Source organism: Streptomyces sp. NPDC110618 (genome assembly GCF_055657065.1).
The window spans coordinates 148,762-171,529 of record NZ_JBVKBN010000013.1; the positions used below are offsets into that span (position 1 = coordinate 148,762).

20 protein-coding genes are annotated in these 22,768 nt (G+C 70.9%); 9 read left to right on the forward strand and 11 right to left on the reverse strand.

Annotated elements, in window-relative coordinates:
• The first annotated feature begins 78 nt into the window (after nt 1-78).
• Together ACZ7L7_RS22825 and ACZ7L7_RS22830 are read left to right on the forward strand one after the other, a co-directional pair.
• Nucleotides 79-567, forward strand: coding sequence for a hypothetical protein (locus tag ACZ7L7_RS22825; protein ID WP_285515279.1), 489 nt, complete (start codon nt 79-81; stop codon nt 565-567).
• A gap of 129 nt (nt 568-696) precedes the next feature.
• Nucleotides 697-1,359 carry an LPXTG cell wall anchor domain-containing protein gene (locus ACZ7L7_RS22830; RefSeq protein WP_285515278.1) on the forward strand — a complete coding sequence of 221 codons (663 nt, stop codon included), beginning with the start codon at nt 697-699 and terminating at the stop codon, nt 1,357-1,359.
• Between the two features lie 54 nt (nt 1,360-1,413).
• Here the strand turns inward: ACZ7L7_RS22830 and ppc are convergent, their stop codons facing one another.
• A complete protein-coding gene (ppc, locus tag ACZ7L7_RS22835) occupies nt 1,414-4,155 on the reverse strand; it encodes a phosphoenolpyruvate carboxylase (protein ID WP_285515277.1) in 2,742 nt (913 codons plus the stop codon).
• A gap of 310 nt (nt 4,156-4,465) precedes the next feature.
• On the opposite strand from ppc, the gene ACZ7L7_RS22840 reads away from it, so the two are divergent.
• Together ACZ7L7_RS22840 and ACZ7L7_RS22845 are read left to right on the forward strand one after the other, a co-directional pair.
• Complete coding sequence (locus ACZ7L7_RS22840) at nt 4,466-5,476, forward strand: acyl-CoA desaturase (protein ID WP_285515276.1); 1,011 nt, start codon at nt 4,466-4,468, stop codon at nt 5,474-5,476.
• On the forward strand, nt 5,473-6,150 hold the full coding sequence (locus ACZ7L7_RS22845; protein ID WP_285515275.1) for a TetR/AcrR family transcriptional regulator: 678 nt from the start codon (nt 5,473-5,475) through the stop codon (nt 6,148-6,150). The genes ACZ7L7_RS22840 and ACZ7L7_RS22845 overlap by 4 nt, the downstream gene beginning before the upstream one ends.
• A 450-nt stretch (nt 6,151-6,600) precedes the next feature.
• Here ACZ7L7_RS22845 and ACZ7L7_RS22850 read toward each other — a convergent pair whose 3' ends face one another.
• Both ACZ7L7_RS22850 and ACZ7L7_RS22855 read right to left on the reverse strand, forming a co-directional pair.
• Nucleotides 6,601-6,978 carry a VOC family protein gene (locus ACZ7L7_RS22850; RefSeq protein WP_285515274.1) on the reverse strand — a complete coding sequence of 126 codons (378 nt, stop codon included), beginning with the start codon at nt 6,976-6,978 and terminating at the stop codon, nt 6,601-6,603.
• A complete protein-coding gene (locus tag ACZ7L7_RS22855) occupies nt 6,978-7,778 on the reverse strand; it encodes a trans-aconitate 2-methyltransferase (protein ID WP_453603314.1) in 801 nt (266 codons plus the stop codon). The genes ACZ7L7_RS22850 and ACZ7L7_RS22855 overlap by 1 nt, the downstream gene beginning before the upstream one ends.
• A gap of 88 nt (nt 7,779-7,866) precedes the next feature.
• Here ACZ7L7_RS22855 and tamR point away from each other — a divergent pair, with 88 nt between their 5' ends.
• A complete protein-coding gene (gene tamR / locus ACZ7L7_RS22860; RefSeq protein WP_093721736.1) occupies nt 7,867-8,364 on the forward strand; it encodes a MarR family transcriptional regulator TamR in 498 nt (165 codons plus the stop codon).
• 37 nt (nt 8,365-8,401) lie between these two features.
• Here the strand turns inward: tamR and ACZ7L7_RS22865 are convergent, their stop codons facing one another.
• The gene (locus ACZ7L7_RS22865) at nt 8,402-9,166 is read right to left on the reverse strand and encodes a LuxR C-terminal-related transcriptional regulator (RefSeq protein ID WP_285515272.1); all 765 of its coding nucleotides are present in this window, start codon (nt 9,164-9,166) and stop codon (nt 8,402-8,404) included.
• Between the two features lie 228 nt (nt 9,167-9,394).
• Between ACZ7L7_RS22865 and ACZ7L7_RS22870 the strand changes: the two genes are divergently transcribed.
• Nucleotides 9,395-9,850, forward strand: coding sequence for a GNAT family N-acetyltransferase (locus ACZ7L7_RS22870; RefSeq protein WP_285515271.1), 456 nt, complete (start codon nt 9,395-9,397; stop codon nt 9,848-9,850).
• Here ACZ7L7_RS22870 and galK read toward each other — a convergent pair.
• The 3 genes from galK to galT are packed head-to-tail and all read right to left on the reverse strand — an operon-like array spanning nt 9,843 to nt 13,014.
• A complete protein-coding gene (gene galK / locus ACZ7L7_RS22875; protein ID WP_472076958.1) occupies nt 9,843-10,994 on the reverse strand; it encodes a galactokinase in 1,152 nt (383 codons plus the stop codon). The two genes, ACZ7L7_RS22870 and galK, sit on opposite strands and share 8 nt — an antisense overlap.
• Complete coding sequence (galE, locus tag ACZ7L7_RS22880) at nt 10,994-11,956, reverse strand: UDP-glucose 4-epimerase GalE (protein ID WP_453603319.1); 963 nt, start codon at nt 11,954-11,956, stop codon at nt 10,994-10,996. The genes galK and galE overlap by 1 nt, the downstream gene beginning before the upstream one ends.
• Complete coding sequence (gene galT / locus ACZ7L7_RS22885) at nt 11,953-13,014, reverse strand: galactose-1-phosphate uridylyltransferase (protein ID WP_472076960.1); 1,062 nt, start codon at nt 13,012-13,014, stop codon at nt 11,953-11,955. The genes galE and galT overlap by 4 nt, the downstream gene beginning before the upstream one ends.
• Nucleotides 13,015-13,143: 129 nt before the next feature.
• Here galT and ACZ7L7_RS22890 point away from each other — a divergent pair, with 129 nt between their 5' ends.
• Both ACZ7L7_RS22890 and ACZ7L7_RS22895 read left to right on the forward strand, forming a co-directional pair.
• Nucleotides 13,144-14,844, forward strand: a complete 1,701-nt coding sequence (locus tag ACZ7L7_RS22890) for a sodium:solute symporter family protein (RefSeq protein ID WP_285515267.1) — start codon at nt 13,144-13,146, stop codon at nt 14,842-14,844.
• A gap of 27 nt (nt 14,845-14,871) precedes the next feature.
• Entirely contained in the window at nt 14,872-15,195 is a 324-nt protein-coding gene (locus tag ACZ7L7_RS22895; RefSeq protein WP_285515266.1) for a hypothetical protein, read from the forward strand.
• Between the two features lie 60 nt (nt 15,196-15,255).
• On the opposite strand, the gene ACZ7L7_RS22900 is transcribed toward ACZ7L7_RS22895, so the two are convergent.
• The 4 genes from ACZ7L7_RS22900 to ACZ7L7_RS22915 form a co-directional block, all read right to left on the reverse strand.
• The gene (locus ACZ7L7_RS22900) at nt 15,256-15,948 is read right to left on the reverse strand and encodes a helix-turn-helix transcriptional regulator (protein ID WP_285515265.1); all 693 of its coding nucleotides are present in this window, start codon (nt 15,946-15,948) and stop codon (nt 15,256-15,258) included.
• A gap of 219 nt (nt 15,949-16,167) precedes the next feature.
• Nucleotides 16,168-18,096, reverse strand: coding sequence for an outer membrane protein assembly factor BamB family protein (locus ACZ7L7_RS22905; RefSeq protein WP_285515264.1), 1,929 nt, complete (start codon nt 18,094-18,096; stop codon nt 16,168-16,170).
• Between the two features lie 58 nt (nt 18,097-18,154).
• Nucleotides 18,155-19,975 carry an outer membrane protein assembly factor BamB family protein gene (locus ACZ7L7_RS22910; RefSeq protein WP_285515263.1) on the reverse strand — a complete coding sequence of 607 codons (1,821 nt, stop codon included), beginning with the start codon at nt 19,973-19,975 and terminating at the stop codon, nt 18,155-18,157.
• 239 nt (nt 19,976-20,214) lie between these two features.
• Nucleotides 20,215-22,017 carry an ABC-F family ATP-binding cassette domain-containing protein gene (locus ACZ7L7_RS22915; protein ID WP_285515262.1) on the reverse strand — a complete coding sequence of 601 codons (1,803 nt, stop codon included), beginning with the start codon at nt 22,015-22,017 and terminating at the stop codon, nt 20,215-20,217.
• A 157-nt stretch (nt 22,018-22,174) separates the two neighbouring features.
• On the opposite strand from ACZ7L7_RS22915, the gene ACZ7L7_RS22920 reads away from it, so the two are divergent.
• Nucleotides 22,175-22,762, forward strand: coding sequence for a Uma2 family endonuclease (locus tag ACZ7L7_RS22920; protein WP_472076963.1), 588 nt, complete (start codon nt 22,175-22,177; stop codon nt 22,760-22,762).
• The last annotated feature ends 6 nt before the right edge of the window (nt 22,763-22,768 follow it).

Consider the following 22,768-nt stretch of genomic DNA (forward strand, 5'->3'; position numbering starts at 1 on the left):
GAAAGTTGGAAGGGGTCCCGGAGTTCCCGACCGGCCTCGGATTGACTTTCAGCAAGGCAATGGCCAAGGATCGCGGCCATGCCAAGTGCCGTCATCTCCAGCCGGGGCGCCGTCTCCGCGCTGCGGTTCGGGCGCGCGGCGGCGATGGCCACGGTCGCGGCGCTGATCCTGATCGCGGGCGTGTGGGCGTCCTGGGGCACCGCGCAGCACGTGATGCTCACCAAGGGGCGCGAGAGCGGCACGGTGCGGGTGACGCGCTGCGCCGACAACGTCTGCACCGGCCCCTACACCCCCGTCTCGCGCGGCTCGCAGCCCCGTAGCAAGGTCGTCATCGCCCACACCGCGTCGGTGCGCGAGGGCCGGACGTACTCGGTCGTCGTCAAGCCCGGCTCCAGCGACGTCGTACGCTCCGGCCCGGCCGGCGTCCTCTACGCCTGGGTGCCCTTCGGCGGCGCCCTGCTGCTCGCCTCGGTCGTGGTGGCGGGCGGCCTGCGCCGGACCCGGCTCGCGTGGGCGATGGCGGGCACGGGAATCGTCCTGATCACGGGCGCGTACGCGACGATGTGAGGCACCGGCCGTAACCCTGTGAAGAAACCGGGTGTTGCCTGTTCGTGATTGCCCCGGAGTCGGCGGCGGCCGGAAGCTGAGCCGCCCCCTCCACATCTTCCCGTTCATGTCACGAAGATGGACTGCCCCATGCCTACCCTCACCCGCGCCTGCGCCGTGTCCGCCGCCGCGGCGGCGGCGCTGTTCCTCGCCCCCACCGCCCACGCCACCCCGCCCGGGGACAACGGCACCGTGAAGATCCACGATGCCGCCACCGACGAGGAGCCGCGCCACAACGAGCCCCACGCCTGCACGTTCTACCTCGACGCCTTCGGTTTCGACGGCGGACAACAGGTCGACTGGCACATCGAGTCCTGGGCCCCCACGGCCGGCGCCAAGGGCGGGACCGTGAAGTCCGGCGAGCTGGTCCTGGACGCCGAGGGCCACGGCCGCACCGAGGACATGACCTTGCCGGACGGCCACTACAAGCTGTTCTGGAGCTTCGACGGCGAGCACGGCCCGGCCAAGCACAAGGTGTTCTGGACGGACTGCGAGGACGACGACTCCGACGAGTCCGCCCCGCCGTCCGGCCCGGCCCCGAGCACCGAGCCCGGCACGCGGCCGAGCACCGAGCCGAGCACCGGCGCCTCCGGGGCCCCGACGCCTTCCTCCGCGCCCTCCCCCCAGGGCGACACCCCCGGCGGCGATCTCGCCGAGACCGGCAGCGGCGCCCCGGTGGGCCTGCTCGGCGCGGCCGCCGCCGTGCTGGTGGCCGCGGGCGGCTTCCTGGTGTACCGGCGCCGCAAGGCCTGACGTACGGCGAAGGGCGCCCCCGCCCGGGGACGCCCTTCGTGATGGCGGTCCGGGTCAGCCGGTGTTGCGCAGACCGGCCGCGACGCCGTTCACCGTCAGCAGCAGCGCCCGGGACAGCAGCGGGTCCGGCTCCTCGCCCGCGGCGGCCGCGTCGCGCTGGCGCTTGAGAAGGGCCACCTGGAGGTAGGAGATCGGGTCCAGGTAGGCGTCCCGGATGCTGAACGTCTGCTTCAGGACCGGGGTCGCGTCCAGGAGTTCCGCCTCGCCCGTCACCTTCAGCACCTCGCGCACGGTCAGCTCGTGCTCGGCCTTGATGGTGTCGAAGACGTGCTTGAGCTCGTCGGGGACGAGGGTGTCGACGTAGTGCTGGGCGATGCGCAGGTCCGTCTTCGCGAGCGTCATCTCCACGTTGGAGATGAAGTTGCGGAAGAAGTGCCACTGCTCGTGCATCTCCTCCAGGACCGTGTCCAGGCCCGCCTCGCGCAGCGCCTTCAGCCCGGAGCCCACGCCGAACCAGCCCGGCACGATCTGCCGCGACTGGGTCCAGCCGAACACCCACGGGATGGCCCGCAGACCGTCGAGGGAGACGCCCGAGCCGGGGCGGCGGGAGGGCCGCGAGCCGAGGTGCAGTTCGGCGAGCTGGTCCACCGGCGTCGAGGCGAGGAAGTACGTCGGCAGGTCCGGGTCCTCGACGAACCTGCGGTAGGCGGCGTGCGCGGCGTCGGAGACCACGTCCATCGCCGCGTCCCAGCGGGCCAGCGCCTCGCCCGACTGGCGCGGGGCGGTGTGCAGGGCGGACGCCTGGAGGGTGGCCGCGACGGTCAGCTCCAGGTTCTCCCGGGCCAGCGACGGCACCAAGTACTTGTCGGAGATGACCTCGCCCTGCTCGGTCACCTTGATCTCGCCCTCCAGGGTGCCCCAGGGCTGGGCGAGGATCGCGTCGTGCGAGGGGCCGCCGCCGCGGCCGACGGTGCCGCCGCGGCCGTGGAAGAGCCGCAGCCGTACGCCGTAGCGGTGCGCCACGTCGCGCAGTCGGCGCTGGGCGCGGTGGATCTCCCACTGCGAGGTGGTGATGCCGCCGAACTTGGAGGAGTCGGAGTAGCCGAGCATGACCTCCTGGACATCGCCGCGCAGGGCGACCAGCCGCCGGTAGGAGGGGTCGGCGAGCATGTCCTCCAGGATCGTGTCGGCGGCCTTCAGCTCGTCCGTGGTCTCCAGCAGCGGCACGATGCCGATCTTGGCCCAGCCCGCGTGCAGGTCGATCAGACCCGCCTCGCGCGCCAGCACGGCCGCGGCGAAGACGTCGTCGGCGCCCTGGCACATGGAGATGATGTACGACTCGATCACCTCGGGGCCGAACACCTCCAGCGCCCGCTTGATCGTCTGGAAGACGCCGAGGGTCTTCTCGCCCGCCTCGTCCACCGGCGCCGGCGTCGGGGCCAGCGGACGGCGCGAGCGCAGCTCCTTGGCGAGCAGCTTGGCCCGGTACTCGCGCGGCATGTCCACGTACCGCCAGGACTCCTCACCCAGCCGGTCGAACAGCTGGCCGAGGGCGTGGTGGTGGGCGTCGGCGTGCTCGCGGACGTCCATCGTGGCGAGCTGCAGGCCGAAGGCGGACAGGGTGCGGATGGTGCGGTTCATCCGGCCGTCGGCGAACAGGCCGCCGCGGTGCTCGCGCAGCGAGGTCTGGATCAGGGTCAGGTCGTGCAGCAGCTCGGAGGTGCCGAGGTAGTCGCGGCCCTCCTCGTGCGGGATGCCCTTGGCCAGGCGCGTCTTGGTGTTCTCCAGCTTCTGCCGGATGCAGGTGGCCTTGAGCCGGTAGGGCTCCTCGGCGTTCAGCCGCTTGTAACGGGGGCTGATCTCCGGCAGGCGCTCCAGGTCCGTCTTCAGGGAGTCCAGCAGCTCCTGGGTGGCGCCGGTGTAGCGGATGGAGTTCGACAGGAAGCCGCGCAGCTCGTCGATCATCTCCAGCGCGTCGTTGATGCCGTGCTCGTGCTGGAGGATCAGCACGTCCCAGGTGACCTGCGGGGTGACGTTGGGGTTGCCGTCGCGGTCGCCGCCGATCCAGGTGCCGAAGGTGAGCGGGCGGGTGTCGTCGGGGAGCTTGACGCCGACCCGCTCCAGTTCGGCCGTCAGGTCCTCCAGGACGTCACCGACGGCGCCCGCGTGCAGCTCGTCGAGGTAGTAGATCGCGTTGCGCGCCTCGTCCGCGGGCTCCGGACGGACCACGCGCAGTTCGTCGGTCTGCCAGACGAGGTCGATGTTCTCCGCCAGACGGGTGTCGTGGCGCCGCCGGTCGGCCTCGATGACCGGGGTCTCCAGCAGCGCGGCGATACGCCGGAGCTTGTTCAGTACCGACCGGCGCGCGGCCTCGGTGGGGTGCGCGGTGAAGACCGGGCGGACATTGAGGTGCTCGACCGTCTGGCGCAGGTGCTCGGGGTCGGCGTCCTTGAGCCGGTCGGCCGTACGGGCGAGCAGACCGCCCTCGGCGGCCCGCTTGGCGCGCAGCTCGCGACCGCGGTGCACCTGCTCGGTGACGTTGGCGAGGTGGAAGTAGGTGGAGAAGGCCCGCACCAGCTTGGCCGCCGTGTCGAGCTCGGTGCCGCGCAGCAGCTCGGCCGCGGCCTCGCCGTCCTCGCGGGTCAGTCGGCGGACCCTCTCGACGAGGTCGAGGAGTTCTGGACCCTCCTGCCGGACGAGGGTCTCGCCAAGGAGATCACCCAGGCGCCTGATGTCGGCGCGCAGCTCACTGCTGCTCGACGTGGTGCTGGTAGTCAGGTCGTCGGCACTGCTCACAGGTGCGGCTCCTTGCAGTGTTGAAGCTCGTCTGGGAGGGAACCCGAAGGCACGTCACGCGCGGCGGCTCGCCGCATACGGTCCGGACATCCGGGAAGAAATCAGAGCGGACCGCGCTGTCCGACCGACACAAGGATAGGTGCCGGGGCGGACGCGCTGTCTCACGGGCTCTTGCCGCAAGGCGACACGCTGCCATACTTACGACGCCGTAGGTTACGGAACCGTAGGGACCGTTGCACCCGAACCGGAAGGCGGTTCCCGCGGCCGTCCGGCATTTGTCTCACCACCCTCGACCCCACAGGGGACGCCCATGACCACGAGCTCCGATGTGATCGAAGACGCCCCGCAGGCGAACGACGACACCCCGACCGCCTCCGCCACGCTCGGCGGGGAGCAGAAGCGGTCGATCGAGCAGATCGCGCTGCTGCTGTTCATCACCGTCCCGTTCCTCGCGCTGCTGGCCGCGGTGCCGCTGGCCTGGGGCTGGGGAGTGAGCTGGCTCGACCTCGGCCTGCTGGTCTTCTTCTACTACCTGGGCTGCCACGGCATCACGATCGGCTTCCACCGGCACTTCACCCACGGCTCCTTCAAGGCCAAGCGGCCCCTGAAGATCGCCCTGGCGATCGCCGGGTCCATGGCGGTCGAGGGGCCCCTGGTCCGCTGGGTCGCCGACCACCGCAAGCACCACAAGTTCTCCGATGCCGAGGGCGACCCGCACTCCCCGTGGCGCTACGGCGAGAGCCTTCCGGCGCTGCTGAAGGGCCTGTGGTGGGCGCACATCGGATGGATGTTCGACGAGGAGCAGACCCCGCAGGACAAGTACGCGCCGGATCTGATCAAGGACCCGGCGTTGCGGGCGATCTCCCGCCAGTTCGTGCTGTGGACCGCGCTGTCGCTGGCGCTGCCCGCGCTGATCGGCGGTCTGGTGACCTGGTCCTGGTGGGGCGCCTTCACCGGCTTCTTCTGGGGTTCGCTGGTACGGGTGGCGCTGCTGCACCACGTGACCTGGTCGATCAACTCCATCTGCCACGCGGTCGGCAAGCGGCCCTTCAAGTCCCGTGACCGGTCGGGCAACGTGTGGTGGCTGGCGGTGCTGTCCTGCGGCGAGTCCTGGCACAACCTGCACCACGCCGACCCGACGTCGGCGCGGCACGGGGTGATGCGCGGGCAGCTCGACTCCAGCGCGCGTCTGATCCGCTGGTTCGAGCTGGCGGGCTGGGCGTACGACGTGCGCTGGCCGTCACGCTCGCGTATCGATTCCCGCCGCAACACCGAGGAAGAAGGCTCCCCGCGCCGGGCCAAGGCCGCAAAGGCGGCATGATTGACGCCGTGGCGACCGACTCCAGCAGTACCCAGGGCAACGACAAGCCGCGGCGTGCGCGACGCACCCGGATGACCGGTGCGGAGCGCCGCCAGCAGCTCCTGGAGATCGGTCGCACCCTCTTCGCCGCGAAGGGGTTCGAGGGCACGTCGGTGGAGGAGATCGCGGCGAAGGCCGGGGTCTCCAAGCCGGTGGTGTACGAACACTTCGGCGGCAAGGAGGGGCTGTACGCGGTGGTCGTGGACCGTGAGATGCGGCGGCTGCTGGACATGGTGACCAGTTCGCTGACGGCCGGCCATCCGCGTGAACTGTGCGAGCAGGCGGCGTTCGCTCTTCTGGACTACATCGAGGAGTACACGGACGGGTTCCGGATCCTGGTCCGGGACTCGCCGATTCCGCAGTCGACGGGGTCGTTCGCGTCGCTGATCTCCGATATCGCCACGCAGGTGGAGGACATTCTGGGGCGCGAGTTCAAGAGCCGGGGGTTCGATCCCAAGCTCGCGCCGCTGTACGCGCAGGCGCTGGTGGGGATGGTCGCGCTGACCGGGCAGTGGTGGCTGGACGTGCGTCGGCCGAAGAAGGCGGAGGTGGCGGCGCATCTGGTGAATCTGGCGTGGCACGGGCTGGACGGGCTGGAGGCGAAGCCGCACCTGATAGGGCGGCGTAAGGCGTAGGGCGGGGCGCGCCGACGGGGGCGGCGCCTTCGGTTTCTCGCCCCCGCCGCCCCTTCCCGTCCCGTCCCTGGGGGCTGCGCCCCCAGACCCCCCTTCGGCCCTGAACGGGCCTCGTCCTCAAACGCCGGACGGGCTGGGATGGCCGGGCTGCGCGGCCACCTGCGGGGTGGGTGGGGGATTGGGACGGCGCCGACCTCGCCCTCAAACGCCGAACAGGCCGGGACGGCCCGGCTGCCCGGCCACCTCCGGGCGGGTGGGGGATTGGGACGGCATCGATCTCGCCCTCAAACGCCGAACAGGCCGGGACGGCCCGGCTGCCCGGCCACCTCCGGGTGGGCGGGGGATTGGGACGGCGCCGACCTCGCCCTCAAACGCCGAACAGGCCGGGACGGCCCGGCTGCCCGGCCACCTCCGGGTGGGCGGGGGATTGGGACGGCGTCGGCCTCGGCCTCAAGCGCCGGACGGGCTGGAGAGGCGCTCCAGGAACTCGATTCTGTTCCCGACCGGGTCCTCCGAGTAGAAGCGGCGGTGGCCCGGGAGGTTGTCGTCCCAGGTGATCTTTGCGCCTCGCGCCTTCAGGCGGGCCGCGTACGCCTCGATGTCCGTCACTCGCAGGCCGGGGTGGGCCTTGCGGGCGGGGTGGAAGTTCTGGTCGATGCCCAGGTGGAGCTGGACGGTGCCCGACTCGAACCAGCAGCCGCCGCGGGCCGCCAGGACCGGGGGCTTCGGTAGCTCGGTCATGCCCAGGACGTCGACGTAGTACGCGCGCAGTGCGTCCTCGGAGCCGGGCGGGGCAGCCAGTTGGACGTGGTCGACCGAGTGCAGCATCAGGTCTCCTTTCGGCGGGCCACGGCGAAGACGCGGCGGAAGGGGAAGGGCGTGCCGTGCGGGCCTGCGGGGTAGGCCGCGCGCAGGGCCGTGCGGTACTCCGCCACGAAGGCGTCCCTCGCCTCCGGGTCGTCCGCCAGCGCCGTGAGGACGGGGCGCAGGCCCGTTCCCTTGACCCAGTCCAGGACCGGGTCCTCGCCGGGGAGCAGATGGATGTACGTCGTCTCCCACACGTCCGCCTCGCAGCCGAGGCCGGTCAGCTCGGCCAGGTACTCCTCCGGCGTGCGGATGGCGCCGTCGTGGCGCAGGGCGCCGGACAGGCGGTCCCGCCAGCGCGCGGAGCCGGCGATCTCGCGCATCAGGCGGTGGCTCGGGGAGTCGAAGTTCCCCGGCACCTGGAAGGCGAGGGTGCCGCCGGGCACCAGCCCCTCCACCCAGGCCCCGAACCACTCGACGTGCCCGGGCACCCACTGCAGGGTCGCGTTGCTGACGATCAGACCGTACGGCTGTTCGGGTACCCAGGTCCGTACGTCGGCGTGGGTGAAGTGGAGCCGTTCGCCGCCGTGGTCCGCGCGGGCCTTGGCGAGCATCTCCTCGGAGTTGTCGTAGCCGGTGATCTCCGCGGTGGGCCAGCGTTCGGCGAGCAGGGCGGTGACATTGCCCGGGCCGCAGCCGAGGTCGGCGATGCGGGGCCGGTCGCCGGGCAGTTCGCCGACGCGGGCCAGCAGGTCCGCGAAGGGGCGGGCCCGGTGATCCGCGTGACGGAGGTACTGGGCGGGGTCCCAGATGGGTGTCGTCATGACAGCCACCTCCCCTCAGATTTAGCTCGATATCAAGATGCTCGACATCAAGAGACTTCACGTCGACACAACCACTACACTGATCGTCATGGAGGACGAGGTCGATCGGCTGGTCGCGGCGTGGCGTCGGGAACGCCCCGACCTCGACGTGGAGCCGCTGGAGGTGCTGAGCCGTGTCAGCAGGCTGGCCCGGCACCTGGACCGCGCGCGCCGGCTGGCGTTCTCCGAGCATGCCCTGGAGCCCTGGGAGTTCGACGTGCTCACCGCGCTGCGCCGCGCGGGGGCCCCGTACCAGCTCTCCCCCGGGCAGTTGCTGACGCAGACCCTGGTCACCTCCGGCACGATGACCAACCGCATCGACCGGCTGACCAAGAAGGGCCTGGTGGAGCGGCTCCCCGACCCCAGTGACCGGCGCGGGGTGCTGGTGCGGCTCACCGACGAGGGCCGCGACCGCGCGGACCAGGCCCTGGCCGGACTGCTGGAGCAGGAGCGCGCGATCCTCTCCGAGCTGTCCCGCGCCCAGCGCGGCGAACTGGCCGGGCTGCTGCGGCAGCTGACCGCGCCGTTCGACAACATCCCCGGCTAGCAGGCCAGAAGACCGCAAAGCCGGAAGGCCGGAAGCGCTACGCCAGCTGTCCGCCGCGTTCCACCACGTCGTTCGTCAGGTCCACCGGGCCCACACCCGCCCGGCGGGCCAGTGCCACCGCGGCCAGTGTGGAGTGGACGCCGAGTTTGCCCAGCACGTTCTGCATGTGGGTGCGGACGGTGTGCGGGGAGAGGTAGAGGCGCTCGGCGACCGCCTTGCGCCCCAGGCCCGCCACCATGCACCGCAGCACCTCCCGCTCGCGCGGGGTCAGGGACTCCACGAGCCGTTCGCTCTCGGTGCGGTGCTTGCGCGCGGCCGTCAGTTCCCGCAGCACACCGGTGAGCAGGGCGGGCGGCAGGTGCGTCTCGTCGCGCAGCACGCCCCGGATGACGTTCAGCAGCCGCGACAGCGAGCAGTCCTTGGCCACCCAGCCGGAGGCCCCGGCCTGCAGCGCGAGCGCCGCCCGCCGCGGGTCGTCCTTCTCGGCGAGCACCACGATCCGCACCCCGGGCTGCGTCGAGCGCACCCCGGCGACGAGGGAGATGCCGTCGACCAGACCGTCCTCCCCCACCTCCTGGACCGGCACGGCGGGCCTGAGGCCGGGCATCGCGCCCAGGTCGGCGTCCACGAGCAGGACGTCGTAGCGGCGCCCCTCGGCGGCCGCGCGCTCCAGGCTGCGCAGGGCGGCCGGACCGCTGCCCGCGGCGGAGACGTCGACGTCGGGCTCGGCAGCCAGCGCGGCGGCGAGCGACTCGGCGAAGATGCGGTGGTCGTCGACGACCAGAACTCGGATGCGAACCACTGAAACCCCCACTGGTCCGGAGAACGACGACAGGCGCAGGCACGACGCCCACGGTTTGGCGCAGCCACACGGCCGCCGCCGTGCAGAAACTGGTACCCCCACCGCGGGCGTCGTACCCGACTGTCTCGCCCCCTGATCAGCACCGGCCCCCACCGGCGCTGTTCATCAGAGTACGGGCGGGGGCCGGGAGCGGAAGGCAATTTGCAGAACTGACCCGTTCGGGCGTTTATGGTGAGCCGCATGTTCCGAATGGAGACAGAAGTCGACAAAGAGCGGCGCGATCTTCTTCGTGCGCGGCTGCGGGAGACCAACACCGCGGCCTCGCCGGTGATCAGCGCGCTGCGCGGAACCCCCGCCGAACGCGAGGTTCCGCTGCACGTGTGGCTGCTGGACGACGCGGGCGAACTGGCCGGAGGTCTCGTCGGACACACCTGGGCGGGCTGGCTGCACGTGACCTATCTGTGGGTCGACGTACGCCACCGGGGCGCCGGGCTCGGTTCACGGCTGCTCGCCGAGGCGGAGCGGGTGGCCCGTGAGGAGCGGGGCTGTGCCGCCGTACGCCTGGAGACGTGGGACTTCCAGGCGCCGGAGTTCTACCAGCGACACGGGTACGAGGTGGTGTGCGTGATCCCCGACTATCCGCCGGGGATCACGGAGTACACCCTGACCAAGCGGTTCAGCTGAGGCGCCGGGCGCCCGCCGCGGGGACCGCCTCGAAGACCCGCGGGGCGGTGAGGCCGGCCGCGGCGAAGGCCTCCTGGACCGCCTTGGTGACGGTGTCCACGTCCGCCGCCTCGGCCAGCACGATCGCCGAGCCGCCGAAGCCGCCGCCGGTCATCCGGGCGCCGAGGGCGCCGGCCGCGACCGCGGTGTCGACCACCAGGTCCAGCTCGGGGCAGGAGACCTGGAAGTCGTCGCGCAGCGAGGCGTGGCCCGCCACCAGCACCGGGCCGATGGCCCGCGGGTCGCCCGCCCTCAGCAGGGCGACGGCCCTCTCCACCCGCTCGTCCTCGGTGACGACGTGCCGGACCAGGCGCACCGCCTCCTCGTCGTCCCCGAGCCGCGCGAGCGCCGCGTCCAGTTCGCCGTACGGCACGTCCCGCAGCGCGTCCACGCCCAGCAGGTCCGCGCCCCGCTCGCAGCCCGCGCGCCGCTTGCCGTACTCGCCCTCGCTGTGGGAGTGCTTGACGCGGGTGTCGACGACCAGCAGGCGCATGCCCTCGGCGGCGAGGTCGAAGGGGATCTGCTGCTGGGACAGGTCCCGGGTGTCGAGGAAGAGCGCGTGGCCCTCCTCGCAGCAGGCGGACGCGGTCTGGTCCATGATCCCGGTGGGGGCGCCGACGTAGACGTTCTCGGCGCGCTGGCACAGCCGGGCCAGCTTCCAGCGGGGCAGGCCCAGTTCGTACAGGTCGTTCAGGGCCAGGGCGACGACGACCTCCAGGGCGGCGGAGGAGGACAGGCCGGCGCCCGCCGGGACCGTGGAGGCGAGGTGGATGTCCGCGCCGGTCACCGGGTGCCCGGCCTCGCGCAGCGCCCAGACCACTCCGGCCGGGTACGCCGTCCAGGTGCGGTCGGTCCCCGGGGCGAGGTCGTCGAGCCGCAGCTCCACCACGCCGCCGTCGACGTCCGCCGAGTGCAGGCGCAGGACACCGTCGTCGCGCCGGGAGACGGCTGCGACGGCGGTGTGCGGCAGCGCGAAGGGCATCACGAAGCCGTCGTTGTAGTCGGTGTGCTCACCGATGAGGTTGACGCGGCCGGGCGCCGACCAGACTCCGTCGGGCGCGGATCCGTACAGCGCGGCGAAACCGTCGCGCACCTGCTCCCCCACTACTCCTCCTCCGCGATCTTCAGTGCGAACTCCCAGGCGTCCGCGACGATCCCCTTGAGGTCGGCGCGCGACGGGTTCCAGCCGAGCCGCTCGCGGGCGGTGGCGGCGGACGCCACCAGGACCGCGGGGTCGCCGCCCCGGCGGGGGGCCACGACCGCGGGGATCGGGTGCCCGGTGATCTGACGGGCCGTCTCGACGACCTCGCGCACGGAGAAGCCGCTGCCGTTGCCGAGGTTGCAGATCAGGTGCTCGCCGGGCGCGGCGGCCTTCAGGGCCAGCAGGTGGGCCTCGGCGAGGTCGGCGACGTGGATGTAGTCGCGGACGCAGGTGCCGTCCGGCGTCGGGTAGTCGTCGCCGAAGATCGAGACCGACTCGCGGCGGCCCTGCGCGACCTGGAGGACCAGCGGGATCAGGTGCGACTCGGGGTCGTGGCGCTCGCCGAACGCGCCGTAGGCACCGGCCACGTTGAAGTAGCGCAGCGAGACCGCGGCCAGGCCGTGGGCGGCGGCCTCGCTGGTGATCATGTGGTCGACGGCGAGCTTGGTGGCGCCGTAGGGGTTGGTGGGCTCGGTGCGGGCGCTCTCCACGATGGGGACCTGTTCGGGCTCGCCGTAGGTGGCGGCCGTGGAGGAGAACACCAGCGTGCGCACGCCCGCCTCGCGCATGGCGGCGATCAGGGCCATGGAGCCGCCGACGTTGTTCTCCCAGTACTTCTCGGGCTGCACGACCGACTCGCCGACCTGCGAGGAGGCGGCGAAGTGCAGCACGGCGTCGTAGGAGTCGTCCAGCCACTTGGCGGCGTCGCGGATGTCGCCCTCGACGAAGGCGGCGCCCGCGGGGACGCCCGCGCGGAAGCCGGTGGAGAGGTTGTCCAGCACGGTGACCTCGTGGCCCGCTTCCAGCAGATGCTGGGCGACCACACTGCCGACGTACCCCGCACCGCCCGTCACCAGGTACTTCATGAGCTCGCTACCTCCCGCAGTCGCGCGGCCGCCCGCTCCGGCGGCACGTCGTTGATGAACACGCTCATGCCGGATTCCGAACCCGCGAGGAACTTCAGCTTGCCGCTGGTCCGGCGGATGGTGAAGAGCTCAAGGTGCAGCGCGAAGTCCTCGCGGACCACGCCCTCGAACTCCTCCAGCGCCCCGAACGGCGCCTGGTGCCAGGCGGCGATGTACGGCGTCGGAGGCTCGCCCTCACCGAAGATCCGGTCGAAGCGCCTCAAGAGTTCCAGATAAACCTGGGGGAACTCTGAGCGCGCGGCCTCGTCCAGCGCCAGCAGATCCGGCACGCGGCGGCGCGGGTACAGGTGGACCTCGTACGGCCAGTGCGCGGTGTACGGCACGAAGGCGACCCAGTGTTCACTCGCGAGGACGACCCGCTCGTCGGCGAGTTCACGCTCCAGGACGGCGTCGAAGAGGTTCTCCCCGCCGGTCGCCTCCTTGTGCCGGGCCACCTGGCGCAGCATCAGGGCGGTGCGGGGGGTGGTGAAGGGGTACGCGTAGATCTGGCCGTGCGGATGGCCGAGGGTGACGCCGATCTCGGCGCCGCGGTTCTCGAAGCAGAACACCTGCTCGACAGCGGGCAGATGGGACAGCTCCGAGGTGCGGTCGGTCCAGGCGTCCAGGACCAGCCGGGCCTGCTCCTCGGTGAGGTCGGCGAAGGAGGCGTGGTGGTCGGAGGTGAAGCAGACCACCTCGCAGCGCCCGGAGTCGCCGGCCAGGGAGGGGAAGCGGTTCTCGAAGACCACCACGTCGTAGGAGGAGTCCGGGATCTCGCTCAGCCGCTCGCCCGCACTGGGGCACAGCGGGCACTCGTCGGCCGGGGGGTGGTAGGTGCGGCCCTGGCGGTGCGAGGCGATGGCGACCGAGTCGCCGAGCAGCGGGTCGCGGCGGATCTCGGAGGTGGTGACGGTCGGCTCCAGGGGCCGGCGGTCCACCGCGTCCCGTACGCCGTCGTCGCGCAGGTCGTAGTAGATCAGCTCGCGACCGTCGGCCAGCCGGGTCGAGGTCTTCTTCACCACCGGACTCCTTTTCCCCACCACGGATTCCCGTACCCGAACAGAAACAAACACAAGTAATCATAACTCGACAGTCGCGTCAACGCCGGAATCAAACAAAGTTGAACGACGGAGGGGTTCAATGTCGGGATGCAAAGCCCCACAAACGGTGCATTCCCCGCCACACTGGCCGCTGCCGAGCTACGGCTCCCCACAAACTGGCTCGACTACACGATCCTCGGCATCTACTTCGTCGTCGTGCTGGGCATCGGCTTCGCCGCCCGCGCCTCGGTGAAGACCAGCCTCGACTTCTTCCTCTCCGGGCGCTCGCTGCCGGCCTGGATCACCGGCCTCGCGTTCATCTCCGCCAACCTGGCCGCCACCGAGATCCTCGGCATGGCCGCCAACAGCGCCCAGTACGGCGTCTACACCGTGCACTGGTACTGGATCGGCGCCATCCCGGCGATGGTCTTCCTGGGCCTGGTGATGATGCCCTTCTACTACTCGTCCAAGGTGCGCTCGGTCCCCGAGATGCTGCTGCTGCGCTTCGACAAATGGGCGCATCTGCTCAGTTCGCTGCTGTTCGCCTTCGCGGCGATCCTGATCTCCGGGGTCAACCTGTACGCGCTCGCGATCGTCGTGGAGGCGCTGCTGGGCTGGCCGCAGTGGGTGGCGATCGTGGTGGCCGGCGCCTTCGTGCTGGCGTACATCACGCTGGGCGGTCTGTCCTCGGCGATCTACAACGAGGTGCTGCAGTTCTTCGTGATCCTCGCGGCCCTGATCCCGCTGGTCGCGCTGAGCATGAAGAAGGTCGGCGGCTGGGACGGCCTGTCGGACACGCTCACCGAGACGCACGGCGCCGACTTCACCACCGCCTGGGGCGGCACCGGCATCGGCAGCGACAACCCGCTCGGCGCCAACTGGCTGACCATCGTGCTGGGCCTCGGCTTCGTGCTGAGCTTCGGGTACTGGACGACGAACTTCGCGGAGGTGCAGCGCGCGCTGTCGGCGAAGAACCTCAGCGCCGCGCAGCGCACCCCGCTGATCGCCGCGTACCCGAAGATCTTCATCGTCTTCCTGGTGATGCTGCCCGGACTGGCCGCGGCGGCGCTGGTCCCGGGCTTCGGCACCGAGGAGTCGGGCTACCAGTACAACGACGCCATCCCGTACCTGATGGAGCAGCTGCTGCCCAACGGCGTGCTCGGCATCGCGGTGACGGGCCTGCTGGCGGCGTTCATGGCGGGCATGGCGGCGAACGTGTCGTCCTTCAACACCGTGTTCACCAACGACGTCTGGGCCCGGTACGTGGTCAAGGGGCGGCAGGACGCGTACTACGTCCGCTTCGGCCGGCTGATCACGGTGATCGGGGTGTGCGCGTCGGTGGGCACGGCGTTCCTGGCCTCGTCCTTCTCCAACATCATGAGCTACCTCCAGACGCTGTTCTCCTTCTTCAACGTGCCGATGTTCGTCGTCTTCATCGTCGGCATGTTCTGGAAGCGGGCGTCCGTGGTGTCCGGGTTCTGGGGACTGCTCGCGGGCACCGTCGCGGCGATGGTCAACTACTTCTGGATCTACAAGCAGGAGATCATCGACATCCCCACCGACCAGGGCGCCAACTTCGTCTCCGCGATCGTCGGCTTCGTCGCGGGCGCGGTGGTGATGGTCGTGGTCTCCCTGTTCACCAAGCCCAAGCCGATGGAGGAGCTCCAGGGCCTGGTCTACGGCACCCGCTCGCCCGGCATGAGCGAACCCCCGGCCGAGGGCGACGACGCCTGGTACCGCAGGCCCGCGCTGCTCGGCTGGGGCGCGATCATCCTCGCCGCCGCCTGCTACATCCCGTTCTCGTTCTGACCCCCGCGCGGGAGAATTGGAGGCACCATGTCCGAGCACCACGGATACTCCGAGCAGGATGTCCAGCGCGAGGTCACCGAGCTGGAGGCCAAGTCCGCCACCGCGGCCCGCATCTTCGACCTGCGCCGCCTCATCGGCGGCCTCTTCGTCCTCTACGGCGTCATCGTCACGATCGCCGGCATCAACCCCTCCGACGCCACCCTGGACAAGGCCGAGGGCGTCAACATCAACCTCTGGACCGGCCTGGGCATGCTGCTGCTCGGCGTCTTCTTCCTGGTCTGGCTGAAACTGCGCCCGACCCCTCCCCCGCCTCCCCCGGCGACGGAAGCGGAGGAGGAGCGGGGCGAGTGACACGCGTGCGGGGCCGGCCGCCGGCCCCGCACTCCTACGACGGCTCCTGGTCCCGCACCCCTACGACGGCTCCTGGTCCCGGTTCCCCAGCGGCCCCGCCCGGTCGAGCAGGCCCGTACGGGCGGCCAGGGCCGCGGCCTCCAGGCGGGAGCCGACGCCCAGCTTCATCAGGACGCGCTGGACGTGGGTGCGGGCCGTGGAGGGGGCGATGCCCATGCCCGCGGCGATCAGGCGGGTGTCCTCGCCGTCGGCGACCCGGACCAGCACCTCGACCTCGCGCGGTGTGAGCATCTGGAGCAGGCGCTGGCCCTCGTCGTCCGGCTGGGCCGCCGGGTTGAGCAGCTCGCTGAAGGCGCCCTGGAGCAGTTGCGGGGCGACCGCCGCCTCACCCGCCCGCGCCTTCATGATCGCGCGCTCCACGCCCTCGATGCGCTCGTCGTGCCGCACATAGCCGGACGCCCCCGCCGCGAACGCCGCCGCGATCCCCCTCGGACTCGGCACCGGGCCCAGGACCAGCACCGCCACCTGCGGCCGCTCCCGCTTGATCTTCACCACCGGGTCGAACATCCCCGGCTCCGCCGGTGTCGCCGTCCCCAGCAGGCACACCTCCGGCGCCCTGCTGATCACCAGGTCCGCCGCCCCCGCGGCCGGTGCCGCCGCGGCCAGCACCCTGTGCCCCCTCAGTTTCAGGGCCGAGGCCAGTGCCTCGGCGAGCAATCGGTGGTCGTCGACCACCATGAGCCGCACTCCCATCGAGCAACCCCCCAGTCCCCCCAATGGATCCCCACACATCCACAGACACTCCCCCGTGGATGCCCCCGGAAGCTACACGCTTGTTCGACGTTGCGCTCCCCCTACTGGAGAGAACTGCCCCGGATCGCCGAAAATCCTCTCATTCGAGGGTGATGAGCGGTACGTGAACGGCCCCGCCCCTGAACAGGGACGGGGCCGTGAACACACGCGTTCGAGCGGCTACTTCGCGCCGAACGCGATCACCAGGTACTCCTCCTCGCCGCTGGAGCCGAGCTCGCTGGCGAAGACGTCGGACATGAACAGCCGGCCGTCGGTGTACAGGAGCTCGGCGTAGTCGGGGAGCATGCTGCGCTCCACGTCCATCACCGACTCCGTGGCCGGGTTCTCCAGCAGCTTCGTCTCCTTGAAGGAGCCGCCGTCGATGGACACGACCTGCCCGCCCTTGTCGTACGGGCCGCGCTTGTACGCGATCAGGTTCGGGCCGTCCATGCGCAGCGGGCACAGCTCGTAGCCGTCGCCCGCGTCGGCGCGCTGCCCGGTCTGCTTGCCGGTCGCCAGGTCGAAGGCGATGACCTCGTTGGTGTCGCTGTACTCGGCCTTGCCGTCGTGCTTCTCGGTCGGCAGGTAGAGCCGGTCGTTGCCGACAGCCAGCAGACGGCACTCCTCGACCTTGGTGATCCCGTCGCAGGAGGCGTTGAACTGCTCGCCCGGCGCGGAGATACGCGCGCGCAGCTTGCCGGTCTTGTTGTCGATGGAGAAGAAGTCCGAGATCCCGCTGCCGTCCCCGGCCGAGTCACCGACGTCGGCGGCCACGACCAGCGGCTCGGTGGAGACCACGCTGGCGTACTCGATGCCCTTGGTCATCTTGTACTCCGAGATCACCTTCCCGGACTTCGAGTCGAGGGTCTGGATGGACAGCTGGCGCTCGCCGTACGAGCCGCACTTGCGCACCGCCACCAGCTTGGGACCGCCGCCGTACCCGGCGTCGTAGCAGGTGTCCGTGGCCTTCGGCGCCCACACCCGGTCACCGGTGGCGATGTCGAAGCCGGCGCCGCCGCTGGTGCTGCCGACCGCGACCGTGCTCCCGCTGACCGTGACGTTGTCGAAGCTGATCGGCTGGGTGCCGCTCTCGACCGTCTTGGTCCACAGCTTCTTGCCGGTGTCGAGGTCGATGCCCGCGACCTGGGTGCAGCCGTGCGAGGGCTGGGACTTGGTGGGCATCTTCGGCTGGAAGGTGATCGCCGTACGGCTGTCCTCGGTGGCGTGGTTGCTGCCCTGGCAGACCGGGCCGGGGAGCTTGATCGTCCACAGCTTGGTGCCCTTGTCGAGGTCGTAGCCGACGACCTCGGCGACGCCGCTCTTGGCGTACACCTTGTCCGTCACCCACGAGCCGACGGTCGGGATGGTCCGGTCGTCCTTGACCTCGGGCGCCGGGACCTGGAAGAGGACCTTGGAGTTGGGGTCGGAGGGGACCTTCTCGGTCGCCCCGGAGGACTGGCCGCCGGTGTCGCCGCCCTTGTCGCCGCCCTTGTCCCCTCCCTTGTCGCCGCCGGTGCCGCCGCTGGAGTTCGCGGTGTCGTCCTTGCCGCCCTCACCGGAGGAGGACGCGTACCAGATGCCGCCGCCGACGATCAGGGCGATGACCACCACGGCCGCCACGATGATCAGCATCGACGCGTTCAGCTTCCGGCCGCCGGAGGCGCCGGGCTGCGGCTGCATCGGCATGGTCGGCGGCTGCGGGTAGCCGTAGGGCTGCTGGCCGTAGGCCGGGGTGGGCGGCTGGCCGGGCTGGCCCGGGTAGCCGTAGCCCTGCGGGGGCGTCTGCGGGTAGCCGTAGCCCTGCGGCGGGGTCGGCGGCTGCGGGTATCCGTACCCCTGCGGCGGCGTGGGCGGCTGGACCGCGGGCTGCTGCGGGGGCGTGGGGGCGCCGAAGCCGCCCTGCGGCGCGGCGGGCGGGGGTGCCTGCGGGGCCTGGGGCGCGCCGAAACCTCCCTGCTGGGCGGGCGGCTGGGGCGCGCCGAAGCCGGGCTGCTGCGCGGGCGGCTGGGCCGGGGGCTGCGCGGGCGGCTGCTGCGGCTCGTCCTGCGGCGGGCCGAAACCGCCCCCCTGCGGGGGCTGGTTGGGCGGCGGCGGAGGGGGCGTGGTCATGGTGTGAGTACCTCGGGAAGGGGACGACGGCTCGAAGCGGACGGGAGCGGTAAGCGGCTCACTTGCCGAACGCGAGCATCAGCTTCTCCTTCGACTCGTCGTTGCCGGACAGCCGCGTGGTGGAGAGGTAGAAGCGGCCGTCGACCCAGTCGTAGGTGCCGGAGTAGAAGCCGTCCTCGATGTCCGCGGTGCCCTCCGGGTGCTGCAGGAGCTTGGTGGGCTGGTGGCTGCTGCCCGCGGTCGGGATCGACACGACCTGGCCGCCGGCCTCCCAGGACGGCTTGACGTAGGCGATGAGCTTGTCGCCGTCCATGCGCAGCGGCAGCATCGATTCCTCGGCCGGGGACTTCACCCGCCACTTCTCCTTGCCGGTGGCGAGGCTGATCGCGACGATCTCGTTGGCGCCCGTGGTGGCCTCGGTGGGCAGGTAGAGGTTCTTGCCGTCGGCGGCCACGCCCTGGCAGCCCTGCAGGTCGCGCTGGAGGATGGCCCAGCCGCACTCGGGGGCGAACTTCTCGTCCACGTCGACCTGCGAGGCGATGGTGCCGCCGGAGCCGAGCGTGGAGATGTTCCACGCGTTCTTGTCCTCGTTGGTGCTGTAGACCACGACCGGGTTCATGGAGTAGACCCGGCCGACCCGCCAGCCCTTGTCGGGCTTCCAGGTCCACTTGACCTTGCCGGTCTTCGGGTCCAGTTCCTGGACCTCGTCGTGCTCGTTGCTGCCGCCCGCGCCGCAGGAGGAGACCGCGAGCAGCTTCTCGCCGCCCGCGAAGGCGGCCGGGAAGCAGGCGTCGCCGTACTTCTTCTTGTCCCACAGCTTCTTGCCGCTGGTGACGTCGTACGCCGTGCCGGACTGCGAGCGGCCCACCATCAGCGTCTTGCCGGTGATGGACATCTCGATCTGGATCGTGGAGTCGAACAGCTCGCCGTCGGCGACCTCGCCGGTCCAGCCCTTCTCGCCGGTGTTCAGGTCCAGTTCCTGGAGCTGGTTGCACTCGGCGCGGTCGCTGGAGCCGCTCATGTAGGCGATGACGACCTTGTTGTCGGCCGTCTTCTGCGGGGTGACCGCGCAGATCTTCTGCGGGAAGGTGATCGGGTCCCAGGTCGGGGTGCCGTCGGCGACGTCGTAGGCGAAGACCTGCTTGTACGCGGCCTTCACCGCCGTCTTGTCGGTGATCCACACGGGGTAGGCGTCCGCGCCGGAACCGGGCGCGTCGGGCGCCGACTTGTACCAGAGCACCTTCGCCTCGCCGGCCTTGCGGCCCGCGTTGAGGTCCTCGGGGTCCTCGTCGCCGCCGCCGCTGCCGTCGCCCGGGTTGACCGGGTCCTCGGAGGGCTTGGCGTCGTCGGTCTTCTGCGCGACCGGCTTCTTCTTCTTTCCGCCGTCGTCGTCACCGCGGGTCACCGCGAACACGGTGCCGCCGACGACCAGCAGCGCCGCCACGGCGGCACCGATGACGACGGCGGGCTTGCCCTTGAACGGGTTGCGGGAGCCACCGGGCGGCGGGGTGGGGGCGCCGGGGTACTGCGGCTGCTGCGGGTAGCCGTAACCGGGCTGCGGGGCGTACGGGCCGGGCTGCTGCGGCTGCCCGTACGGGCCGGGGGCCGGAGTGCCGTACGGGCCGGGCTGGTTGTACGGGCCCGGCTGCTGCGGGGCGCCGTAGGGGCCGGGCGCCGGGGTGGGCGGCTGCTGCGGGTAGCCGTAGCCCGGCTGCGGGGCGGTCGGCGGGGTCGGGGGCGCCTGCGGCGGCTGCGCCGGGGGCTGCGGAGCCTGGCCCGGCTGCTGCGGTGGCTGCGGTGCGCCGAACCCTCCCTGCGGCGGCGGGTCCTGCGGCGCGCCGAAGCCTCCGTTCGGCGGCTGGCTGGGCGGCTGGCTCATCAGCGGTTTCCCCCTTGTGACCGATGTGGCGCCGCGCTCGGTGGCGCTGCGTTTCCGCCACACCCGATTGTTCTCAGACGGTTCTCAGACGGCTCTTTCTATCACTCGGCACCGACAACACAGCGGGCCGGTCAACCCCTGTTCCCAAGGGACGACCGGCCCGTGATACCGCCGTTACGCGCCTTCACCCACCCTTCACGCCCGCACACGGCACCTTCGCGTGCGGCGCGTGCCGGGGCTTACGCGTCCTCCGCCAGTTCCAGCCAGCGCAGTTCCAGTTCCTCCCGCTGGGCCGCCAACTCGCGCAGTTCGGTGTCGAGTTCCGCCACCTTCGCGAAGTCGGTGGCGTTTTCGGCGATTTGGGCGTGGAGCTTGGTCTCCCGCTCGGAGACCTTGTCGAGCTGCCGTTCGATCCGCTGGAGTTCCTTCTTGGCGGCGCGCTGGTCGGCGGCGCTCTTCTCGGGCGCGGCCTTCTCCACCACGGGAGCCGCGGCGGCGGCCGCCTCCTCCATGCGGTGGCGGCGCTCCAGGTACTCGTCGATCCCGCGCGGGAGCATCCGCAAAGTGGCGTCGCCCAGAAGGGCGAAGACACGGTCTGTGGTCCGCTCGACGAAGAACCGGTCGTGGGAGATCACGATCATCGAGCCGGGCCAGCCGTCGAGGACGTCCTCCAGCTGGGTGAGGGTCTCGATGTCGAGGTCGTTGGTGGGCTCGTCGAGGAAGAGCACGTTGGGTTCGTCCATCAGCAGCCGCAGCAGCTGCAGCCGGCGGCGCTCACCACCGGAGAGGTCGCCGACCGGCGTCCACTGCTTCTCCTTGTTGAAGCCGAACGTCTCGCACAGCTGACCCGCCGTCATCTCGCGGCCCTTGCCGAGGTCGACGCGCTCACGCACCTGCTGCACGGCCTCCAGGACCCGCCAGGTGGGGTCGAGTTCGGCGACCTCCTGGGAGAGGTAGGCGAGCTTCACGGTCTTGCCCACGGCGATCCGCCCGCCCGCCGGCTGCTTCTCGCCCTCACTGCGGGCGGCCTCCGCCATGGCACGCAGGAGCGAGGTCTTGCCAGCGCCGTTGACCCCGACCAGGCCGATGCGGTCACCGGGGCCGAGCTGCCAGGTGACGTGCTTGAGCAGCACCTTGGGGCCCGCCTGGACGGTCACGTCCTCCAGGTCGAACACGGTCTTGCCGAGCCGCGAGGAGGCGAACTTCATCAGCTCGCTGCTGTCCCGCGGCGGCGGCACGTCCTTGATCAGCTCGTTGGCGGCCTCCACCCGGAACCGCGGCTTGCTCGTCCGCGCGGGGGCGCCCCGGCGCAGCCAGGCCAGCTCCTTGCGGACCAGGTTCTGCCGCTTGGCCTCCTCGGTGGCGGCGATCCGCTCCCGCTCGGCCCGCGCGAAGACGTAGTCGGAGTAACCGCCCTCGTACTCGTAGACGGCGCCGCGCTGCACGTCCCACATGCGCGTGCAGACCTGGTCGAGGAACCAGCGGTCGTGGGTCACGCACACCAGCGCCGAGCGCCGCTCGCGCAGGTGCTGGGCGAGCCAGGCGATGCCCTCGACGTCGAGGTGGTTGGTGGGCTCGTCCAGGACGATCAGGTCCTGTTCCTCGATGAGCAGCTTGGCGAGCGCGATACGGCGCCGCTCACCGCCGGACAGCGGCCCGATGACGGTGTCCAGGCCCTGCGGGAAGCCGGGCAGGTCCAGTCCGCCGAAGAGCCCGGTCAGCACGTCCCGGATCTTGGCGTTGCCCGCCCACTCGTGGTCGGCCATGTCCCGGATGACCTCGTGCCGCACGGTGGCGGCGGAGTCGAGTGAGTCGTGCTGGGTGAGCACGCCGATGCGCAGCCCGCCGGAGTGCGTGACCCGGCCGCTGTCGGCCTCCTCCTGCTTGGCCAGCATCCGGATCAGGGTGGTCTTGCCGTCGCCGTTGCGCCCGACGACCCCGATCCGGTCCCCCTCGGAGACGCCGAGCGACACGCCGTCGAGCAGGGCACGGGTGCCGTACACCTTGCTGACGTTCTCGACATTGACCAGATTGACGGCCATTTCTCTCCTGCGTACGGGGGACGGTCAGCCTTCTAGCGTAGGGCCTGCGGGGGTGGGGGCGGGGAGCGAGGGGGTGGTCACTCTTTGTGAGGACTTGTGCGGGAACGGACGGCTACCGTGGAGTGCAGGCAGCAGGATCCCGCCCATGGGAGGAGCCATGACCGCCGAGTCCGTAGAGCACCGCGTCCAGTGGCCGGTGCCCCCGCAGGACGGCTACACCGTGGACGACCTGTTCACGCTGCCTGATCTCCCGCCGCACACCGAGTTGATCGACGGGAGCCTGGTTTTCGTGAGTCCGCAGCGGGATTTCCACAGCGTCGTGATCGACCTGCTGGTGCAAGGCTTGCGCACCACGGCCCCGACGGATCTGAGGGTTCGGCGGGAGATGACCGTCGTCCTCGATCGACGCAACGGTCCCGAACCCAACGTGAGCGTACTCCGGGCCGAGGCCACAAGTCGGACGAGGACCAGCTATCCGGCCGGCGACGTGGCCCTGGTCGTGGAAGTCGTCTCGCCCGAGTCCGAATCCCGTGACCGCACGACCAAACCGCACAAGTACGCCGCCGCCGGAATCCCCAACTTTTGGCGGGTCGAGGCGGAAACGAACGACCAGCCGATCGTCCACGTGTACGAACTCGACCCGCTCACCAAGGCGTTTGTCCACATGGGCACCCATCGCGACCGCATCAAGGTCGACAAGCCCTACCCCATCGACATCGACCTGACCGCCGTCGACAGGCTCTGACGGCCC